The sequence below is a fragment of the Methylobrevis albus genome, from assembly GCF_015904235.1.
In the GTDB taxonomy this organism is placed as follows: Bacteria; Pseudomonadota; Alphaproteobacteria; order Rhizobiales; family Pleomorphomonadaceae; genus Methylobrevis_A; species Methylobrevis_A albus.
This window is the reverse complement of record NZ_JADZLT010000055.1, coordinates 67287-86621: the sequence shown is the minus strand read 5'-3', so window position 1 is coordinate 86621 and position 19335 is coordinate 67287. Positions and strand designations below refer to the sequence as shown.

15 protein-coding genes and 1 tRNA gene are annotated in these 19335 nt (G+C 69.7%); 9 read left to right on the top strand and 7 right to left on the bottom strand.

The window, feature by feature from the left end; all coding sequences use genetic code 11:
• Positions 1 to 10 precede the first annotated feature (10 nt).
• From I5731_RS17170 to I5731_RS17160, 3 genes are all read right to left on the bottom strand, one after another.
• Positions 11 to 1018: an SPFH domain-containing protein gene (locus I5731_RS17170; protein WP_235981870.1), complete on the bottom strand. Its 1008-nt coding sequence runs from the start codon at positions 1016 to 1018 to the stop codon at positions 11 to 13.
• 105 nt (positions 1019 to 1123) lie between these two features.
• The gene (locus I5731_RS17165) at positions 1124 to 2101 is read right to left on the bottom strand and encodes a class I SAM-dependent methyltransferase (RefSeq protein ID WP_197312643.1); all 978 of its coding nucleotides are present in this window, start codon (positions 2099 to 2101) and stop codon (positions 1124 to 1126) included.
• Positions 2102 to 2178: 77 nt separating this feature from the next.
• The gene (locus tag I5731_RS17160; RefSeq protein ID WP_197312642.1) at positions 2179 to 2544 is read right to left on the bottom strand and encodes a hypothetical protein; all 366 of its coding nucleotides are present in this window, start codon (positions 2542 to 2544) and stop codon (positions 2179 to 2181) included.
• Between I5731_RS17160 and I5731_RS17155 the strand changes: the two genes are divergently transcribed.
• Both I5731_RS17155 and rpoH read left to right on the top strand, forming a co-directional pair.
• Complete coding sequence (locus I5731_RS17155) at positions 2543 to 3703, top strand: RluA family pseudouridine synthase (protein WP_197312641.1); 1161 nt, start codon at positions 2543 to 2545, stop codon at positions 3701 to 3703. The two genes, I5731_RS17160 and I5731_RS17155, sit on opposite strands and share 2 nt — an antisense overlap.
• A gap of 154 nt (positions 3704 to 3857) precedes the next feature.
• Positions 3858 to 4772: an RNA polymerase sigma factor RpoH gene (gene rpoH, locus I5731_RS17150; RefSeq protein WP_197312640.1), complete on the top strand. Its 915-nt coding sequence runs from the start codon at positions 3858 to 3860 to the stop codon at positions 4770 to 4772.
• Between the two features lie 81 nt (positions 4773 to 4853).
• Here the strand turns inward: rpoH and I5731_RS17145 are convergent, their stop codons facing one another.
• Positions 4854 to 5327 (bottom strand): DUF1579 domain-containing protein, encoded by a 474-nt coding sequence (locus I5731_RS17145; RefSeq protein ID WP_197312639.1) that lies wholly within the window; start codon positions 5325 to 5327, stop codon positions 4854 to 4856.
• Between the two features lie 454 nt (positions 5328 to 5781).
• Here I5731_RS17145 and I5731_RS17140 point away from each other — a divergent pair, with 454 nt between their 5' ends.
• On the top strand, positions 5782 to 6330 hold the full coding sequence (locus tag I5731_RS17140; protein WP_197312638.1) for a redoxin domain-containing protein: 549 nt from the start codon (positions 5782 to 5784) through the stop codon (positions 6328 to 6330).
• A 103-nt stretch (positions 6331 to 6433) separates the two neighbouring features.
• On the opposite strand, the gene I5731_RS17135 is transcribed toward I5731_RS17140, so the two are convergent.
• Both I5731_RS17135 and I5731_RS17130 read right to left on the bottom strand, forming a co-directional pair.
• On the bottom strand, positions 6434 to 8110 hold the full coding sequence (locus tag I5731_RS17135) for a TRAP transporter large permease (RefSeq protein ID WP_197312637.1): 1677 nt from the start codon (positions 8108 to 8110) through the stop codon (positions 6434 to 6436).
• 97 nt (positions 8111 to 8207) lie between these two features.
• The gene (locus tag I5731_RS17130) at positions 8208 to 8750 is read right to left on the bottom strand and encodes a TRAP transporter small permease subunit (protein ID WP_197312636.1); all 543 of its coding nucleotides are present in this window, start codon (positions 8748 to 8750) and stop codon (positions 8208 to 8210) included.
• A 423-nt stretch (positions 8751 to 9173) separates the two neighbouring features.
• Here I5731_RS17130 and I5731_RS17125 point away from each other — a divergent pair, with 423 nt between their 5' ends.
• A complete protein-coding gene (locus I5731_RS17125; protein WP_197312635.1) occupies positions 9174 to 9650 on the top strand; it encodes a response regulator in 477 nt (158 codons plus the stop codon).
• Between the two features lie 28 nt (positions 9651 to 9678).
• Here the strand turns inward: I5731_RS17125 and I5731_RS17120 are convergent, their stop codons facing one another.
• Positions 9679 to 11208, bottom strand: a complete 1530-nt coding sequence (locus I5731_RS17120; RefSeq protein ID WP_197312634.1) for a bifunctional metallophosphatase/5'-nucleotidase — start codon at positions 11206 to 11208, stop codon at positions 9679 to 9681.
• Between the two features lie 184 nt (positions 11209 to 11392).
• Here I5731_RS17120 and hemH point away from each other — a divergent pair, with 184 nt between their 5' ends.
• From hemH to I5731_RS17095, 5 genes are all read left to right on the top strand, one after another.
• Positions 11393 to 12454 (top strand): ferrochelatase, encoded by a 1062-nt coding sequence (gene hemH, locus I5731_RS17115; protein ID WP_235981869.1) that lies wholly within the window; start codon positions 11393 to 11395, stop codon positions 12452 to 12454.
• A 234-nt stretch (positions 12455 to 12688) separates the two neighbouring features.
• Positions 12689 to 12764, top strand: a tRNA-Glu gene (locus tag I5731_RS17110).
• Between the two features lie 249 nt (positions 12765 to 13013).
• Positions 13014 to 18062 carry a putative Ig domain-containing protein gene (locus I5731_RS17105; protein WP_197312633.1) on the top strand — a complete coding sequence of 1683 codons (5049 nt, stop codon included), beginning with the start codon at positions 13014 to 13016 and terminating at the stop codon, positions 18060 to 18062.
• Positions 18062 to 18505 carry a hypothetical protein gene (locus I5731_RS17100; protein WP_197312632.1) on the top strand — a complete coding sequence of 148 codons (444 nt, stop codon included), beginning with the start codon at positions 18062 to 18064 and terminating at the stop codon, positions 18503 to 18505. Before I5731_RS17105 ends, I5731_RS17100 begins: the two co-directional genes overlap by 1 nt.
• On the top strand, positions 18502 to 19173 hold the full coding sequence (locus tag I5731_RS17095) for an SCO family protein (protein ID WP_197312631.1): 672 nt from the start codon (positions 18502 to 18504) through the stop codon (positions 19171 to 19173). Before I5731_RS17100 ends, I5731_RS17095 begins: the two co-directional genes overlap by 4 nt.
• Positions 19174 to 19335: the final 162 nt, after the last annotated feature.

Genomic DNA, 19335 nt, shown 5'->3' with positions numbered 1-19335 from the left:
GCGAGATCCGTCAGCCGATCGGGCTGTCGCGGTCGCTGCGGCCCGCCGTCGGCACGCCGGTCGAGCGCCGGCGCGCCGGCTGCCCACCGGCCGCGTCGTCGCCGAAGGCGGCGCGCGCGAGTTCCGCGATGCCGCCGAGCGAGCCGAGCAGCGCGGTCGCCTCCATCGGCAGCATCAGGATCTTCTGGTTCGGCGAGGTGGCGAACTGGGCGAGCGCCTGGGTGTACTTGTCGGCGATGAAATAGTTGAGCGCCTGCACGTCGCCCTGGGCGACCGCGTCGCTCACCATCTGCGTCGCCTTGGCCTCGGCCTCGGCGAGGCGTTCGCGGGCCTCGGCGTCGCGGATCGCCGCCTCGCGCCGGCCCTCGGCCTGCAGGATCTGCGACTGCTTCTCGCCTTCGGCCTTCAGGATCTGTGCCTGCCGCAGGCCCTCGGCTTCCAGGATCGAGGCGCGCTTGTCGCGCTCGGCCTTCATCTGCCGTGCCATCGAATCGACGAGGTCCTTCGGCGGGTTGATGTCCTTGATCTCGATGCGGGTGATCTTGACGCCCCACGCCTCGGTCGCCGCGTCGACGACGTGCAGCAGCCGCGTGTTGATCTCGTCGCGGTTGGACAGGAGATTGTCGAGGTCCATCGAGCCCATCACCGTGCGGATGTTGGTCATGGTGATGTTGATGATCGCGTTTTCCAGCCCGCTGATCTCGTAGGCCGCCTTGGCGGGATCGAGCACCTGGTAGAAGGCGACGCCATCGACGGTGCAGGTGGCGTTGTCTCGGGTGATGATCTCCTGGCTCGGCACGTCGAGCACCTGCTCCATGATGTTGAGCTTGGCGCCGATGCTGTCGATATAGGGGATGATCAGGTTGAGACCCGGCGTCAGCACCTTGGTGAAGCGCCCGAAGCGCTCGACGGTATAGGCGGAGCCCTGCGGCACCTGCTTGATGCCGGCGAACAGCGTGACGACGACGACGCCGACCAGCACCAGCACCGCGATGTCGAATCCCGACAGATCGAGCATGTCTCTCCCCTCCGCGGCGCCGTCCGCGCCGGCGCCTACCTTGCTGTGACTCGGCGGCGGCCGACAAGCGGGGGAATGCCCCGATGCGGCCCCGGATAGCCCGGCTTACGGTCCGGCTTGTGGTCCGACTTGTGGTCCGTCCGCGGCCGCGCGCAGGCCCGGCGGCTTCGGCGGCAGCCGCACCTCGACCAGCGGCTGGCGCAGCGGCCGCATCCGGGCGAGCCGCTTGGCGGCCTTGAGGTGCGCCGCGATGCGCCGGCTCCGGTCGCCCGCCGGCACCAGCCGCACCGCGACGTTCTGGTAGTGGCCGTGCTTGCGAAACGCCGCGAGGTCGCCGCGCAGGCGGTCGCGGCTGCAGAAGCGGTCGAATGGGTAGAGCGAGCCGACCTTGACGTACCATTCGAAGTCGAGGTCGGCCCGGAGCAGGAACCGGTAGAAGGCGAGGAACTCGTTCTCGGGGAAATCGAGGTAGTTCACGAGCTCGTCGAACACGATGACGCTGCCCGGACCGAGGCGTGCCCCCAGCTCGTCGAAGATCGTCGCGGTCGACGAATAGATGTCGCAGTCGACGTGCATGAGGTCGACCATGGCCCCGGCCGGCAGCGCCGCGACGAAGCCCGGCAGCGTGTCGCTGAAGAAGCCCTTCACGAGCCGCACGTTGCGCCGCACCTTCGGCAGGCCGTCGACCGCGAAATCGAGCTTCCAGTCGAGCCGCCCGTCGTCCGGAAAGCCTTCGAAGCTGTCGAAGCCGTGGATCTGAGCCTGCGGAAAGCGCCGGGCGAGGCGGTTGATCGAAAAGCCGCGCCAGACCCCGAACTCGAGGATCGTCGCCGACGCGGCCATCACTGCCGGCTGCTCGGCCTTCAGCCGCCGCGCCACCGCATCGAGCACCGGCGCGACCGGCTTCGACCCGGCAAGGAACGGCAGGAACCGGAACGGCCGGATCGTCAGTCCTTCAGCGGGAAACCGCGCGAAGGCGTCGAGCAGGAACGCATAGTAGTGGGCGAGATCGACGATTTCGCCCGGCGCCGGAGGCGTCGCGGCGGCAACAGTCGAAGGCGAATCGGCAGCAGGCAGTGTCATGCGGCACCTTCGACGTAGGGACGGCCGATGCGACGATAGCGGCCGTGACCGATCCGCGCGAGGCTCACATTGTGCCCTCAGCGCGCGATCAGGCGCACCGTGCCGAGCGGGCGGCCGGTGGTGAGCTGGAAGAGATGCAGCGTTCGCCCCTCCGGGCCCTCGACCGTGACGAGCAGGCGGTCGCCGTCGATATCCTGGTCGACGATGGTGACGCCGGCCGGCAGGTCGGCCACCGCGGCGAACGCCGGGCCGGAGGCCGGATCGGCATCGGAGTTGACGGAGCGCCAGACGAGCGCCGATAAGACCGCCAGCAGGCCGACGCCGAGCGTTCCGAGCGACACGATCACGAAGCGGCGCACCTTGGCCTGCATCGCGGCGAGTTCGGCTTCGTCGAGCCCGGTCGGGCGTTCCCCGCCGCCATCGTTCATGGAAGATCCCGTCATGCCGCCCCGCTCCCGCAAGGATAAGGAAACCGCAGCGCAGGCCGCGCCCGCGCCCGACACGGACCCGGCCGCTGCCGCCATCGCGGGCGGTGTAGCCGATGCCCCGCCGGAAGTCGACGACGCGATCGCCGGGGACGACGGCGCCGACCTCGATACCGAGCGCTTCGCGCTGGTCGCGATCGACGCCGGCCTCGCCGGCCGCCGCCTCGACGGGGCACTCGCCGAGGCGCTGCCCGACATCAGCCGCAGCCGCCTGAAAGCCCTGATCGAGGCCGGCCACGTCCGCCTCACCGGCCCGAACGGCGGCCCGCTGCCCGACCCGTCACGCAAGACGAAGAGCGGCGACGTGGTCGAGGTCTCCCTGCCCGCGCCCGTCGCGGCCGAGCCGCAGCCCGAGGCGATCCCGCTCGACGTCGTCTTCGAGGACGAGCATCTGATCGTCATCGACAAGCCGGCCGGCCTCGTCGTGCACCCCGCCGCCGGCCACTGGAGCGGCACCCTCGTCAACGCGCTGCTCTACCATTGCGGCGACAGCCTGTCGGGCATCGGCGGCGTCCGCCGGCCGGGCATCGTGCACCGGCTCGACAAGGATACCACCGGGCTGATGGTGGTGGCGAAGTCCGACGCCGCCCACGCCGGCCTTGCCGAGCAGTTCGCCGACCACGGCCGCACCGGCGCGCTGGAGCGCGCCTATCAGGCGGTGGTCTGGGGCACGCCGGAGCCGTGGCGCGGCACGATCAACCTGCCGCTCGGCCGCTCGTCCAGCGACCGCACCCGCATGGCGGTGGTGCGCAAGGGCGGCAAGGAGGCGATCACCCACTACGAGGTGCTGGAACGGTTTCCCACCGGCGCCGGCCGCGCCGCCGCGGCGAGCCTCGTCGAATGCCGCCTCGAGACCGGCCGCACCCACCAGATCCGCGTCCATCTCGCCGAACTCGGCCACCCGCTGCTCGGCGACCAGGACTACGCCCGCGGCTTCCTCACCAAGGCGAACCGCCTGCCGGAACCGGCCGCGACCGCGGTGCGCGAGTTCCCGCGCCAGGCGCTACACGCGTTCTTGATTGCTTTCGACCATCCTGTGACCGGCGAATTCTTGCGCTTCGAGCGTTCTATCCCGCAAGATATGAAGGAGCTGATGGAGCAATTGCAGCAGGTTTGAAAAACCGCGCTCAAAGGCTCTGGAAAAATATGAGGATGATTCTCATATAAATCGGTTGCCGGTTCCGCCCGAACCGGCGCCAGCGCCTCGAAGGAGGGCCGCGTCGCTCGCTTCAGCGAGGGGTGACGCGAACAGACGTATGAAAGGGGCAAACATGAGCCGCGCCTCGCTTCCCGCTATCGCCGCCGGTGAAGGTGGCCTTTCCCGCTATCTCGACGAGATCCGGCGGTTCCCGATGCTCGAGCCGCAGCAGGAATACATGCTCGCGAAGCGCTTCCGCGAGCACGAGGACCGCGAGGCCGCGCACCAGCTGGTCACGTCGCACCTGCGCCTCGTCGCGAAGATCGCCATGGGCTATCGCGGCTACGGCCTGCCGATCGGCGAGGTGATCTCGGAGGGCAACGTCGGCCTGATGCAGGCCGTCAAGCGCTTCGAACCCGAGAAGGGCTTCCGCCTCGCGACCTATGCGATGTGGTGGATCAAGGCCTCGATCCAGGAGTATATCCTGCGCTCGTGGTCGCTCGTGAAGATGGGCACCACCGCCAACCAGAAGCGGCTGTTCTTCAACCTGCGCAAGGTGAAGGGCCAGATCCAGGCGCTGGAAGACGGCGACCTGCGTCCCGACCAGGTTGCGACCATCGCCCAGAAGCTCGGCGTCACCGCCGAAGATGTGATCTCGATGAACCGTCGCCTGTCCGGCGACAGCTCGCTCAATGCCCCGATCCGCCAGGAGGCCGACGGCGGCGAGTGGCAGGACTGGCTGGTCGACAATTCCGACAGCCAGGAGACCGTGATGGCCGAGCAGGAAGAGCTCGACATGCGCCGGTCGATGCTGCGCGACGCGATGGGCGTGCTCAACGAGCGCGAACGCCGCATCTTCGAGGCGCGCCGCCTCGCCGAAGACCCGATGACGCTCGAGGATCTCTCGACCGAATTCGGCGTCAGCCGCGAGCGCGTGCGCCAGATCGAGGTGCGCGCCTTCGAGAAGGTGCAGGAGACGATGCAGAAGGCCGCCGCGAGCCTTGCCGCGCGCCCGGCCCTTCCCGCTGGCGCCGGCGCCTCGGCCTGACGGCACCGGACGGTTTCGATTGCGACGACCGGACGCCGGCCCCTGCGGGGGCCGGCGTTTTCGTGTCAGGCATTCGCAGGGTCAGGCGCGCCGGTAGCGCAGCGACATCATCCGCTGCCAGCTGCCGTCGTCGGCCTCGAAGAATCCTTCGAAGCGGCGCTCGTCGGCCGACACGATGGTGATGACATCACGGTAGTGCCGCATGCGGGAGGGGTCGGTGAGGTCCGGCCCGTCCGCGTTGAGGGTCAGCGTCGTGCCGCCCGCGTCGAGCTCGCCGTCATAGATCCAGAGATAGGTCATCATCGATCCGATGAAGCTGCCGACGAAGCGGCCGCGCGCCGGGTCGAAGCCGAGCGTAATCCGCGTCTCCGCCGCGCCCCCGCCCGGCATCTCGCCGGTCGAGACCCCGGCGATCCAGAACTCGCCGACCATGTCGACATGCTCCCGCCACGGCGGCGACGGATGCTCCATGGTGCCGTCCGGGTCGTCGATGATCCAGTCGCCGGCGAGTTGTGCGAGCCAGCGGTGCTCGTCGGTCACGGTGGCGTCGAACATGGCGTCCTCCTTCGTTTTTGGTCGTGCCTCTCCAAGGACGTGGTTGCGCGCGCCGAACCGACACCGCGTCATGCCCGGCCTCGCAGGATCGAGGCGCCCGCCCATCGTTCAGGTTGGGTGCAAAGCGTGCCCCTCGCAAGACGGGGGATTTCAGCCGGTGATTCCGGCCCCCGGCGGCCCGGACGCGGCAGCGGGCGGGCCATGGCGTGTGGCGCTCGCCGGCCCGGGACAAGAAGTGAATGGCTGCCATGACGGGCCGGGCATGGGCCTTGCACGGCTGCAATTGGTGGCAGGGTTACCGATTTTGCCCACCAGCGCCCCCCGTGTTCACCAAGCCGTAACGGGGTTGCCCGGAAGCTCCGTGAATCGTGAAGGGCCCCATCTTTCAACGTGATCGACAGAACGCCAGTTCTCGGGTGAGATGAAACCACGTTGCCACGAGGAGTTCCGTGTCATGCCCGATGTGAAACGACCGATGCCGGGGCGGCCCGTGCCGCCACTGCTGGTCGGCACCGTCGGCGGACCGTGCTGGCGGCTCTGCGACCAGAAGCCCAAGCATTTCACCATGCTGCTGGTCTACCGCGGCATGCACTGCCAGGGCTGCTGCACGCTGCTGAAAGAGATCGACGCGCGGCTCGGCGAATTCCAGAGGCGCGGCGTCGTCGTTGTCGCCGCCTCGATGGACGGCCGCGACCGGGCGGAGCAGACGGCCGAGTGCTGGGATATCCAGCGCCTGCCGATCGCCTATGGCATCAGCCCCGAGCGCGCCCGTGAATGGGGACTGTTCCTCTCCGAGGGCCGCGGCCCGGACGAGCCCGACGTCTTCGCCGAATTCGGCATCTTTCTGGTCCGCCGCGACGGCACGCTGCAGATGGCCGCGGTCCAGCCGACGCCCTTCGCGGCGCCGACGGTCGACGAGCTGCTCGCCTCGATCGATCAGCTGATCGCCGCCGGGGCCCCGGTGCGCGGCGGCAGCGAGCTGGAATCGACCGCCGCGGAATAGGCCCCCGTTCGGCCGCCCGGCAGGCTCCCGACAGGGCTGCAAACGAAAACACCACGCGGGCGACCGCGTGGTGTTTTTTCGTCTGGCGGGCGGTCTCCCGCGATCAGGGGCTCGCAGGCGGCGGCGCGCCGAAGTCCGGCGGCGGCAGGCCGCCCGGCGCCGTCGCGGGCGGGGTGGCCGGCGGGGCGGCCGGCGCGCCGAAGTCGGGCGGCGGCAGGCCGCCGGCGGCCGGATCGGCCGGCGCCGGCGTCGCCGGTGCGGCGGGCGCTCCGCCGAAGTCGGGCGCCGGCGCGCCGAACGGATTGGCGCCGCTGCCCGAATCGAACGGGTTGGCGAACGGATTGTCGCCGCCACCCGCCCCCGGCATCGGCACGTTGACGTCGATGGTCGACGGATCGACTTCGATCACACCGGCCTTGTAGTGCATCACGAGCATCGGGAAGGCGATCACGATCGCCACCATCAGCAGCTGGATGATCACGTAGGGGATCGAGCCGAGATAGATCTGCGTCGAGGTGATCGGCGCGATCGTCTGGCCGGTGACTTTGTCGACATAGGGCCGCGTCGGCGCCACCGAGCGCAGGTAGAACAGCGCGAAGCCGAACGGCGGGTGCATGAACGACGTCTGCATGTTGAGCGCGAGCAGCACGCCGAACCAGACGAGGTCGATGCCGAGGCTGTCCGCCACGGGGGCGAGCAGCGGCACGATGATGAAGGCGAGCTCGAAGAAGTCGAGGAAGAACGCCAACAGGAAGACGATGATGTTGACGACGATCAGGAAGCCGAGCTCGCCGCCGGGAATGTGCGACAGGAGGTGCTCGACCCAGACGTGGCCGTCGACGCCGTAGAAGGTCAGCGAGAAGACGCGGGCGCCGAGCAGGATGAAGATCACGAAGGCCGACAGCCGCGTCGTCGAATCGAGCGCCTGCACGATCATCTCGAACTTCAGGCGCCGGTTGATCGCGGCGAGCACCAGCGCACCGACCGCGCCCATGGCGCCGCCTTCGGTCGGGGTGGCGAGGCCGATGAAGATCGTGCCGAGCACGAGGAAGATCAGCACCAGCGGCGGCACCAGCGAGGTGATCACCTTCATCACCAGCGCCATGCCGCGCAGCGTGCGCGCTTCCGGCGGCAGCGCCGGCACCAGCTGCGGCTTGAACAGCGACACGCCCATGATGAAGAGGGCGTACATGCCGGTCAGCAGCAGGCCCGGCAGCATCGCGCCCTTGTACATGTCGCCGACCGAGCGGCCGAGCTGGTCGGCGAGCACGATCAGCACGAGGCTCGGCGGGATGATCTGTGCCAGCGTGCCCGAGGCGGCGATGGTGCCCGACGCAATGCGCCGGTCGTAGCCGTAGCGCAGCATGATGGGCAGCGAGATCAGGCCCATCGAGATCACCGAGGCCGCGACCACGCCGGTGGTGGCGGCGAGCAGCGCGCCGACGAAGATCACCGCATAGGCGAGGCCGCCGCGGATCGGACCGAACAGCTGGCCGATCGTGTCGAGCAGGTCTTCCGCCATGCCGGATCGCTCGAGGATCAGGCCCATGAAGGTGAAGAACGGGATCGCCAGCAGCGTGTCGTTCGACATCGTGCCGAAGATGCGGTCCGGGATCGCGCCGAAGAGATTGGGCGACAGCAGGCCGAGCTCGATGCCGATCAGGCCGAACACGAAGCCGTTGGCGGCAAGGGCGAAGGCGACTGGGTAGCCCAGCAGCATCACCAGCACCAGCGTGAAGAACATGATCGGCGCGAGGTTCTCGGCAATGAAGGCGGTCATTGTCGGATGTCCTTTGCGGGGGTCGCTGGTCTGGAAAGCGGGGTCGGATCGGCGTCCTCGTCAGGGCGGGGACGCCGTCGGCAGCACGGGGGCCGGGTCAGTGGCTGGTCGCGCCGTATTCGGCGGCCGGATCCGGACCCTCTCCCCGCAGGAAGGCGATCCGCTTCACGAGTTCGGAGACGCCCTGCAGGCCGAGCAGGATGAAGCCGATCGGGATCAGCGCCCAGACCGGCCACATGATGAGGCCGCCGGCGTTGCTCGAGACTTCGTTGCTGATGTAGCGGTTCACGGCGGTCGGCACGGTGAGGTAGACCGTGATGCCGACGAAGGGAAACAGGAAGAACAGCGTGCCGAGGATCTCGATCCAGACCTGGGTCCGGCGCTGCAGGCGGCCGTAGATCAGGTCGATCTTCACGTGCTCGCCCCGGAGCAGCGTATAGGCCGCGGCGAGCAGGAACACCGCCGAGAACAGGTACCACTGCAGTTCCAGCCAGGCGTTCGAGCTGATCGAGAACACCTTGCGCATCGTGGCGTTTCCGGCGCTGACCAGCACGGCCACCAGCACCAGCCACGACACCGCCTTGCCGACGAACGTATTGAGCCCATCGATCGCTCGACAGAAGTGGAGCAGCGCGGCCATCAAGCGATTCCCCCTGGGTCGGTCTTCGCGATTTTTTCGATTTGTCTTCGCTAATGCAGCAGATGTCAAACACCGCGGCCTAGGCCGATCGGCCAATCGGCCCGGGCCGATGCAGCGCCGCGCGCCGGGTGCCGGAACCGTCGATGGCGGGGCGGCGCCGACCGGCGGCGAGACGATCTAGCACGGCAGAATTAAGTTGTCCCCGGCCCGGTTAGGGTGGTTTGATGGCACGCAGGACTGGTAGCGGACAGATCGGCGACACTTTCCCGTTTCGGCGCGGGCGTGACGCAGCGTCAGCCTCCGGTTCGCGCAGAAGCGACAACACCGGGCAGGCGAACCCGGGTCAACCGGCACCGGACAGCAACGGCCTGGTTGGGGCCCGCGCACGAGCACCGGGCCGGAAAAAAGCGGAGGGAGGGCCGAATGTACCCCGCACAGAGGGCGGATCACCTGCTTCTGGAGCAGGGCGAACCGGATGCCCGGATCCTGCTCGTCGAAGACGATCCCGACGAAGTCCGGCTGATCACGCGCCTGCTCGGCCAGGCGCCGTTGCAACTCGAGATCGTGTCGGTCGAAAACGGCCAGCTGGCGCTCGACTATCTCGAGGAGGTCGGCGGCCTGCACGATCCCCGCGCGCCCGACCTCGTCATCCTCGACATGAACATGCCGGTGATGGACGGCACGCTGTTCCTCGCCACCCTGCGCCGGCATCCGCGCTTCAAGGTGCTGCCCGTGGTGGTGCTGACCACCACCACCGATGCCGAACTCATCCGCCGCGCCTACGACTTCGGCGCCAACGCGGTGATCAACAAGGTCGACAGCCTCGACGGCATGAGCCAGATCGCCAACACCATCGTCGACTTCTGGTTCCGCGTCGCCCGCCGCTACTACGTCGACTGAACGACGCGCGGCGGACGACGCCGTGCCCTCACTCCAGCACGATCCGTCCCTCGACGGCCGGCGCCACATTGCCCGCCGCGGCGATGTAGTCGATCACCTGCGAAGCCATCAGCGTCGCGTCGACCGCGTCGACGAGGTTGGTCGCGCCGACGAAGGCGCGGTAGCCGTCGCCGCCCAACGCCATGTAGTCGTTGGTCGCCACCGTGTAGACCTTGGCCGGATCGAGCGGCGCGCCGCCGATCTCGACCGCCGTCACCCGCTCGCCGACCGGATTGCCGAGCTTCGCCGTCACCTTGAGGCCCGACACTTGCGGGAAGCGGCCGGCGACCTCGCGCACCTGGCTGAAGCCGTTCTCCAGCGCCGCCTTCACCGCAGCCCCGGTGACTTCGAGCTTCACCGTCTTGTTGCCGAAGGGGAGCTCCGCGAGGATGTCGCCGCGGGTCAGCTTCGTGCCCGCCGCATACTCCTTGTCGGCGCGGATGCCGCCGCCGTTGGTGATGCCGATGTCGGCGCCGACGGCCTGGCGGGTCGCGTCGGCGATCAGGTTGCCGATCGCCGCCTCCTGCGTGCGCACCGTGGCGCGGCGGCTGTCGAGCGCCGTCTCGGTGGTGCCGATCTCGACCTGCAGCTCGGCGTCGAGCTTGTCCTCATAGCCCTTCACCACCGCCGCGATCGCCGCGTCCGGCTCGACGGTCGCCGTGTCGATCACCTCGAAGCGCGGGCTCCACGCGACCCGCGTCCGCCCGTCGCGCTCCGACTTCTCGATCGCGATCTCGGTGACGACGACGAAGTCGGCCTGGGAATAGGATTCGGTCAGCGCGGTGCGGCCGTCGTAGTAGGTGATGAGGTGCTCGTCGTGGCCGGACAGCACGAGGTCGGCCAGCCGCTCGCGCACCAGCATCATGTCGACGACGAGCGGCGTGTGCACCACGGCGACGACGAAGTCGGCCCCGGCTTCCTTCAGCGCCGCCGATTTCGCCCGGGCCGTCTCGATGCTGGACGCGAACGTCACGTCGCGGGCGGTCGCGACTACCGGCGTCTCCTCGGTGGTGAGGCCGTAGAAGGCGATCTTCAGCCCGCCGACCTCGATGATCTTGTCGTCGATCGTGTGCGCCGGGGCGGAGCCGTCCGCCTCGCGGATGTTGGAGGCGACGACGTCGAACGTCTTCTCGGCCATCCGTTCGCGGAACACCTCGGGGCCGAAGTCGAACTCGTGGTTGCCCGGCACCATCACGGTGACGTCCATCCGGTTCAGGATGTCGATGATATGCACGCCGCGGTCGATGCCCGACAGCAGCGACGGCGAGATGCTGTCGCCGGAATGGACGAAGAAGGTGGTGCCGTCCTTCGCGCGCTCGGCGGCGAGCACCCCGGCGAGCCGGGCGAAGCCGCCGCGGCCGTCGTCCTCCTCCATGCGGTCGATGTCGTTCGTCTGCACGAAGCGCAGCGTCACGGGCTCGGCCCGCGCCGCGGCGGGCAGCAGCGCGGCGGCGAGCACCAGTCCGGCGGCGGCGACCAGCGCGGCGGCGCGGCGGGTCTTCAACAGTGTCAGCGTCATCGGCGTCACCCTCGTCCTGTCCCGGCCGCGGCCGGTGCGATGCAACAACCGCAGTCTAGGGGACGGCCGCGACCGGCAAAAGACAAAGATGTCTCGGCGACCCGGCGCGGAATTCTCGCTGGTTTTCGCCGTATCATGCCTTATGTGAGGCGCGGTCGGGTTCGAGTGACGAGGGGATCTTGCGATGGATGGCAATGCAGCACGGGGGCTGAAGGTGCCGCAGCCGATGCATCTGCCGGCGGACCATCCGCCGGTGAAGAGCGGCCGCGTCGGCGTGCTGCTGGTCAACCTCGGCACGCCGGACGGCACCGACTACTGGCCGATGCGGCGTTACCTCAAGGAATTCCTCTCCGACCGCCGCGTCATCGAAACGCCGCGGGCGATCTGGTGGCCGATCCTCAACCTGATCGTGCTCACCACCCGGCCGAAGAAGAGCGGCGCGGCCTACGCCTCGATCTGGAACCGCGAGCTCGACGAATCGCCGCTGCGCACCTTCACCCGCGCGCAGGGCGACAAGCTCGCCGCCCGGCTCGGCGAGCTCGGCAACGTCACCGTCGACTGGGCGATGCGCTACGGCAATCCCTCGATCGCCGAGAAACTCGACGGCCTGAAGGCCGCCGGCTGCGACCGGCTGCTGATCTTCCCGCTCTATCCGCAGTATGCCGCCGCCACCACCGCCACCGTCAACGACAAGGTGTTCGAGCACCTGATGAAGCAGCGCTGGCAGCCGGCGGTGCGCACCGTGCCGCCCTATCACGACGATCCGGTCTACGTGGACGCCATCGCCGCCTCGATCGAGCGCCACCTCGAGACGCTCGATTTCGAGCCGGAGGTCGTGCTGACCTCGTACCACGGCGTACCGCAGTCCTATTTCCGCAAGGGCGACCCCTACCACTGCCATTGCCACAAGACGACGCGCCTCGTGCGCGAGAGCCTCGGCTGGGACGCCAAGCGCCTGAAGGTCACCTTCCAGTCGCGATTCGGGCCGGAGGAATGGCTGCAGCCCTATACCGACAAGACGCTGGAAGCGCTGCCCGGCGAGGGCATCAAGCGCGTCGCGGTGATCAACCCGGGCTTCTCCTCCGACTGCCTCGAAACGCTGGAAGAGATCGCCGAGGAGGGCAAGGAGAGCTTCCTGCACGCCGGCGGCGAGCAGTTCGCCCACATCCCCTGCCTCAACGACGGCGACCTCGGCATGGACGTGATCGAGACCGTGGTGCGCCGCGAGCTCGGCGGCTGGATCTGAGCCGAACGGGCGCCGTCCCGCAGCCCCCGTCGCGATTTGGTGCAGGCGGCTCGGCGTTCGGACGCCCCACCGCCCGCCCCGCAACATTTTAGGCCGCCCTCCGCCGGCCGTCCGCGCCGGTTTGCCGGCTCTGCCGCATCGTCTGAGAAATGCCCGGCGCCGCCGCCGCGTTTTGCCCCTTGCGCCCACCGCCCCGGCCGGCTATATCCGCCCCACTTCGGCAACGCCGCTTGCGCTCCCATCGTCTAGCGGTCCAGGACGTCGCCCTCTCACGGCGAAAACACCGGTTCGATTCCGGTTGGGAGTGCCAAATCCTCGCCCCGCGAGGTCTTCCTTTTCCATTTCTGGCTGTATCTCGCTGTCGGCGACGAGTTTTCGTCGTGCGCAGTCCGCGCCGTGGCATCCGCGCTCCGGCGACACCAGGCTGACGTGTCGGTTGCGGCGATGGCGGAGTTTCCCAACGTCGGAAAAGCGCGAGTTAATGGTAAATACCATTTAGAATTGAATCAAAATTCGTCCGATGTTTTTGTCCCTCCACGGGTTGGGGGACCAGTTGCAGATGCACAGACTGTCGCTTCTTGTCGGCATTCTCGGATTGCTGACCGCGCCCGCCCAGGCTGCCGGGGAGAACGTGTCCGGCCGCTGGTCGCAGCTCTACAACCTGCCGCTCGTGCCCTCCTCCGCCGCGGTCTTGCCGAGCGGCAAGGTGCTGCTGTGGTCGGCCGACGGCGAGTTCGGCTTCGGCTCGACCGGACGTGTCAATTTCACCGAGTTCGACCCCGCCACCGGCCAGGCGAACAAGTCCGTCTTCAACGGCGGCCACAACATGTTCTGCACCGGCACCACCAACCTCGCCGACGGCCGCATCCTCGTCAACGGCGGCTCCAACGCCGCGGTCACCAGCATCTTCGACCCCGTCGCCGGCTCGTTTCGCCGCGTGCAGAACATGAATATCGCGCGCGGCTACAACGCCAACACCATCCTCTCCGACGGCTCCGTGCTGACCCTCGGCGGTTCCTGGTCGGGCGACGCCAATGCCGACAAGGCCGGCGAGATCTGGACCGAGGCCGCCGGCTGGCGCCGGCTCTCCGGCGTCACCACCGCCGGCATGAAGACCAATGATCCGGTGCGCGCGTTCACCGCCGACAGCCACTACTGGCTGTTTCCGGCCGGCAACGGCAAGGTGCTCTACGCCGGCCCCTCGGCGATGATGAAGTGGATCGACACCGATGGGTCGGGCAGCGTCACCGACGCCGGCTTGCGCGGCGACGACGGCTTTTCGGTCAACGGCACCGCCGTGATGTACGACACCGGCCGCATCATGAAGGCCGGCGGCGGCCCGAACTATACCAGCGTCGCGGCGACGAACACCGTCCAGCACATCGACATCCGCGCCGGCGTCGCCGTCCGGCGGCTCGACCCGATGGTCTATCCGCGCGTCTACCACAACTCGGTGGTGCTGCCGGACGGCAAGATCTTCATCGTCGGCGGCCAGTCCTACGGCATGGAATTTGCCGACACCGACGCCGTGATGACGCCCGAACTCTGGGATCCCGCCACCGGGCGCACCACGCTGACGGCGCCGATGGCGGTGCCGCGCAACTATCACAGCATCGCCGTGCTCTTGCCGGACGGGCGCGTGCTGTCGGGCGGCGGCGGCCTCTGCGGCGCCGGCTGCTCGGCGAACCACCCCGACGCGCAGATCTGGTCGCCCGGCTATCTCTTCAACGCCGACGGATCGCCCCGCTCCCGGCCGCAGATCGTCGGCAACCCCGGGACCCTGCCCTTCGGCGGCAAGGTGACGGTGGCGACCGACCGGGCCGTCGCCGCCTTCGCCCTCGTGCGTGTCGGCAGCACCACCCACACCGTCAACAACGACCAGCGCCGCCTTTCGCTCGCCTTCACGCGCCTGAGCGCGACGAGCTACGACGTCGCGATTCCCTCGAACACCGGCTACCTGCTGCCCGGCAAATGGATGCTGTTCGCGCTCGACGACGCCGGCACGCCCTCGGTGGCGAAGATCGTCGACGTGGCGCCGAACCGGATCGCCCGGCTCGTCAGCCCGGGCACCATCGTCGCGACCGCCGGCGCCGCGGTCTCGGTGCTGCCCAACGCCGTGAAGCTCGACGCCGCCGCCGTGTTCGACGCCACCGGCCTGCCGCGTGGCCTCGCCGTCGACCCGGCGACGGGGCGGATCACCGGTACGACCGCCGAGCTCGGCACCTTCGCCGCCAACCTGACCGCGACCCTCGGCGCCGAGACCGTCAGCACCGAGTTTCAGGTCGCGGTGGAGCCGGCGTCCGGCGGCGGCGGCGGGCTGCTCGCCGAGTATTTCGGCGGCATCGATCTCGCCGGCCAGCGCCTGCTCGGGCGCTATGAGGCGCCGAACTTCCTGTTCGGCCGGTCGAGCCCCGCGCCCGGGGTGCCGAACGAGAACTATTCGATCCGCTGGAGCGGGGCGCTGCTCGCGCCGCGCAGCGGCGTCACCCGTTTCCAGGTCAAGGCTGACGACGGCGTTCGCCTCTGGATCGACGGGCAACTGCTCGCCGACGGCTGGCGCGACCAGGGCACCACGATTTTCGAAGGGGAGCTCCGCCTCGTCGCCGGCCGGCGCTACCGCGTGCTGCTCGAATATTACAACCGCACCCTCGACGGCGAGATCCGGCTCGGCTGGTCGCTGCCCGGCGACGCCGAGTTCACCGCCATCCCCGCGGCGCAGCTGTTCGCCCCCGGCGCCATGCCGGCGGTCAACGTCGCCGTCGGCAAGGCGGCGAGCCAGTCGTCACTGTTCGAAGGCGCTGGTCCCGGCCGCGCGGTGGACGGCAACACCAACGGCGTCTATTCCGCCGGCTCCGTCGCCCACACCGGCGGCACCGCCGCCAACGACTGGTGGCAGGTCGACCTCGGCGCGCTCACCGACATCGACCGCGTCCGGATCTGGAACCGCACCGACTGCTGCACCGTGCGCCTCTACGACGCGAAGCTGTTCTTCTCCGCCGCCGACATGACCGGGCGCAGCTTCGCCGACCTCGCCGCCGACGCCTCGGTCACGACCCGCACCCTCGGCGACAGCCCGATCCCGTCGAACCTCACGGTGCCCGGCGACGTCTCGGCCCGCTTCGTCCGGGTGCAGTTGCCGCGCCTCGACTATCTCAACATCGCGGAAGTCGAGGTGTTCGGCACGCCGACGCCGGTCAACAATCCCCCGGTGATCGAGGCGATCGCACCGGTCTTCGCCGGCACCGGCACCGCCCTCTCCGTCCAGGTCCGGGCGAGCGACCCGGACGGCGACGCCGTCGGCTTCGCCGCGAGCGGCCTGCCCGCCGGCCTGTCGATCAACAGCGGCACCGGCCGCATCTCGGGCACGCCGACGGCCGCCGGTACCTCGCAGGCCCGGATCACGGTGACGGATTCGCGCGGCCTCGCGGCAACCGCCACCGCGAACTTCTCGATCACGCTGACCTTGCCCTCGGTGAAATCGCTCGCGGTCGGCATCGCCGACGTCGGCGCCAGCGTCCGCTATGCCCCGGTGATCAGCAACGGCAAGGGCGCCACCGTCTCGTGGGACTTCGGCAACGGCACCGCCGTGACGCCCTACCGCTCCAACTCCGTCGGCACCACCGTCTTCGCCCAGCCCGGCACCTATGACGTCACCTTGCGGATGAAGGCGTCCGACGGCCGCATCGCGACCTATCGCTTCGTGCAGGCGGTCGCGCGCCCGGTCTCGGGCACCGCGCGCGCCGCGACGTCGAGCGGCATGGCCTACGACACCGCGCCCGGCGGCACGCCGCGGGTCTGGGTCGCCAATCCGGACAACGACAGCGTCGGCATCGTCTACCTCGGCTCGAACAAGTTCCATCGCGTGATCCCCGTCGGCAAGCGCCCGGTCAGCATCGCCCGCCGCGGCAACGGCGACTTCTGGGTCGTCAACCGCGACAGCGCCACGATCAGCGTCATCAGCCCGGCGACGATGAAGGTGAAGCAGACGATCCGACTGCCGCGCGCCTCGCGCCCGCACGGCCTCGTCTTCATCGGCACCGCGCAGGACGGCGTGGTGACGCTGGAAGCGCTCGGCAAGGTCGCCCTGATCGCCGGCGACGGCGCCTATGTCGCCGACGCCGCGATCGGCACCTCGCCGCGCCACATCACGGCGACCGCCGACAACTCTCGCGTACTGATCTCGCGCTTCGTCACCCCGCCGCTGCCCGGCGAGGCGACCGCCAATGTCCGCACCGTCGACAGCGCCGGCCGGCCGGTCGGCGGCGAGGTCGTCACCGTCGATCTCAGCGGCACCGTGACCGCGACCTACGTGCTGCGCCATTCCGAGGCCGCCGACAGCGAAGTCTCGGCGCGCGGCATCCCGAACTATCTCGGCGCCGCGGCGATCGCCCCGGACGGCAAGACCGCCTGGGTGCCCTCGAAGCAGGACAACATCAAGCGCGGCCGCCTGCGCGACGGCCAGGATCTCGACTTCCAGACCTCCGTCCGCGCCATCGTTTCCAAGATCGACCTCGTCACCGGACAGGAAGTCCCGTCGGCCCGCGTCGATCTCGACAACTCGGGCGTCGCCAGCGCCGCCCTGTTCCATCCGAGCGGCGCCTTCCTGTTCGTCGCCCTGCAGACCAGCCGCGAGGTGGCGGTGGTCGATCCGGTGGCCGCGCGCGAACTGTTCCGCTTCGGCGTCGGGCGTGCCCCGTCCGACCTCGGCATCACGCCGGACGGGCTGACGCTCTACGTCGCGAACTTCATGGACCGCACCGTCAGCATCGTCGACCTGAAGCCGCTGGTGCAGCAGGGCCGCCGGCAGGTGACGGTGCTCGCCACCGTGCCCTCGATCGCCGCCGAGACGCTCGATCCCACCGTGCTGCGCGGCAAGCAGCTGTTCTACGACGCCGCCGACCCGCGCCTTGCCCGCGACGGCTATCTGAGCTGCGCCGCCTGCCACGACGGCGCCGCGGACGACGGCCGCACCTGGGACTTCACCGGCGTCGGCGAGGGCTTGCGCAACACGATCAGCCTGGTCGGCCGCCGCGGCATGGGGCACGGCTTCCTGCACTGGAGCGCCAACTTCGACGAGGTGCAGGACTTCGAGGGCCAGATCCGCAGCTTCGCCGGCGGCACCGGCCTGATGGACGAGGCGAAGTTCCGCGTCAGCACCCGGGCGAAGCCGCTCGGTGCCAAGAAGGCCGGTCACTCCGCCGACCTCGACGCCCTCGCCGCCTATGTCACCAGCCTCGCCACCTTCCCCGACAGCCCCTGGCGCAATGCGAACGGCAGCCTGACGACGGCCGGAACCGCCGGCAAGGCCGCCTTCACCCGGCTCGGCTGCACCACCTGCCACGCCGGCAACCGGCTGACCAACAGCACCGGCGCCAACGGCATCCGCGACATCGGCACGCTGAAGCCGTCCTCGGGCAAGCGGCTCGGCGGCACGCTGACCGGCATCGACACGCCGACGCTGTTCGGCCTCTTCGCCACAGCGCCCTACCTGCACGACGGCTCCGCCCCGACCATCGAGGCGGCGATCACCGCGCACGGCCAGAGCATCTCGGCGACCGACCGCGCCAACCTCGCCGCCTATCTGCGCGAACTCGGCGGCACGCCCTGATGCGCCGGCGCCGCACCGCCTTGCTGTGGGCGATCGGCCTTGCCGCCGGGACGCTCGGCCTCGCCGCCGTCGGCGCGACGCAGGCCGCCCCGTGGCTGAAGGGCTATGCGCTCTACCACGGCCACGCGCCGCTCTCGGGCCGCATCGCCGGCCATGGCGAGGCGATGCCCGCCGCCGTGCTCGGCTGCGCCGGCTGCCACGACGCGCCGCGCACGGAGGCGACCGGCAACCGCAAGGTGCCGGTGCTCGGCCGCGCGGTGCTGTCCGTGCCGCGGTCCCGGCGCGGCGGCCCCGACTACGTCTACGCCGCCGACAGCTTCTGCACGCTGTTGCGGACGGGGATCGACCCCGCCCAGGTGATGACCAGCCGGACGATGCCGCGCTTTGCGATCGACGACGCCGACTGCGCCGCGCTCTGGACCTTTCTGAAGGACCGCGGATGACGGCGAAGCGCCCCTCCCCCCGCCATCTCGTCCTCGCCGCGCTGGTCGTTGCGGTCGTCGCGGTGCTCGGCGCCGCCTTCGCCGGCCTCGGCGACGCGCGCCCCGGCCTGCCGACGCTGCCGGCCGCGGCCGCGAAGCCCGCCGAGGGGCATCTGCCGTTCGGCCGCATCGAGCCGCCGCGCGCGCTGCCCGAGGTCGCGCTCACCCTCGACGACGGCACCGAAACGAACCTCGCCGCCGAGACCGCCGACGGCTGGACCCTGCTCCAGACGATGTTCGCCGGCTGCGCCACCACCTGCCCGATCCAGGGCGTCTTGTTCCAGCGCGCCGCCGCGGCGCTGGACGGTGTGCCGGTCCGGCTGCTCTCGGTCAGCATCGACCCGATCGGCGACAATCCGCGCGTGCTCGCCGGCTGGCTGCGCCAGTTCGAGGCGCCGGCGAGCTGGCGCGCCGCCCGGCCGGCGCTCGCCGACCTCGGGCCCCTGCTCGATGCGCTGGGGGCTCGCGACGACGGTGCCGACATCCACGCCGCCCGCGCCTATCTGATCGATCCGGCCGGCCGGCTGATCTTCATCACCGAGGAACTGCCCGACCCGGACGGCCTCGCCGGCCTCGTGCGCGAGGCGATCGCCGCCCTGTCGCCGGACTTCGCCGCCCCGGCCTCCTGACCTCGCGCGCCGGCCGCGGCCGCGGTCCATCGCCCGCGCCTATCGGCACCACCCCCACCCCGATCCCGTGCGGCAATTCGCGCTGCCCGGGCGCCGTCATCCGCGGCGCTTCGCCATAGGCCAGCCCGTTGCGCCGCGACCGGCCGGCCAAGTACTTTTCGG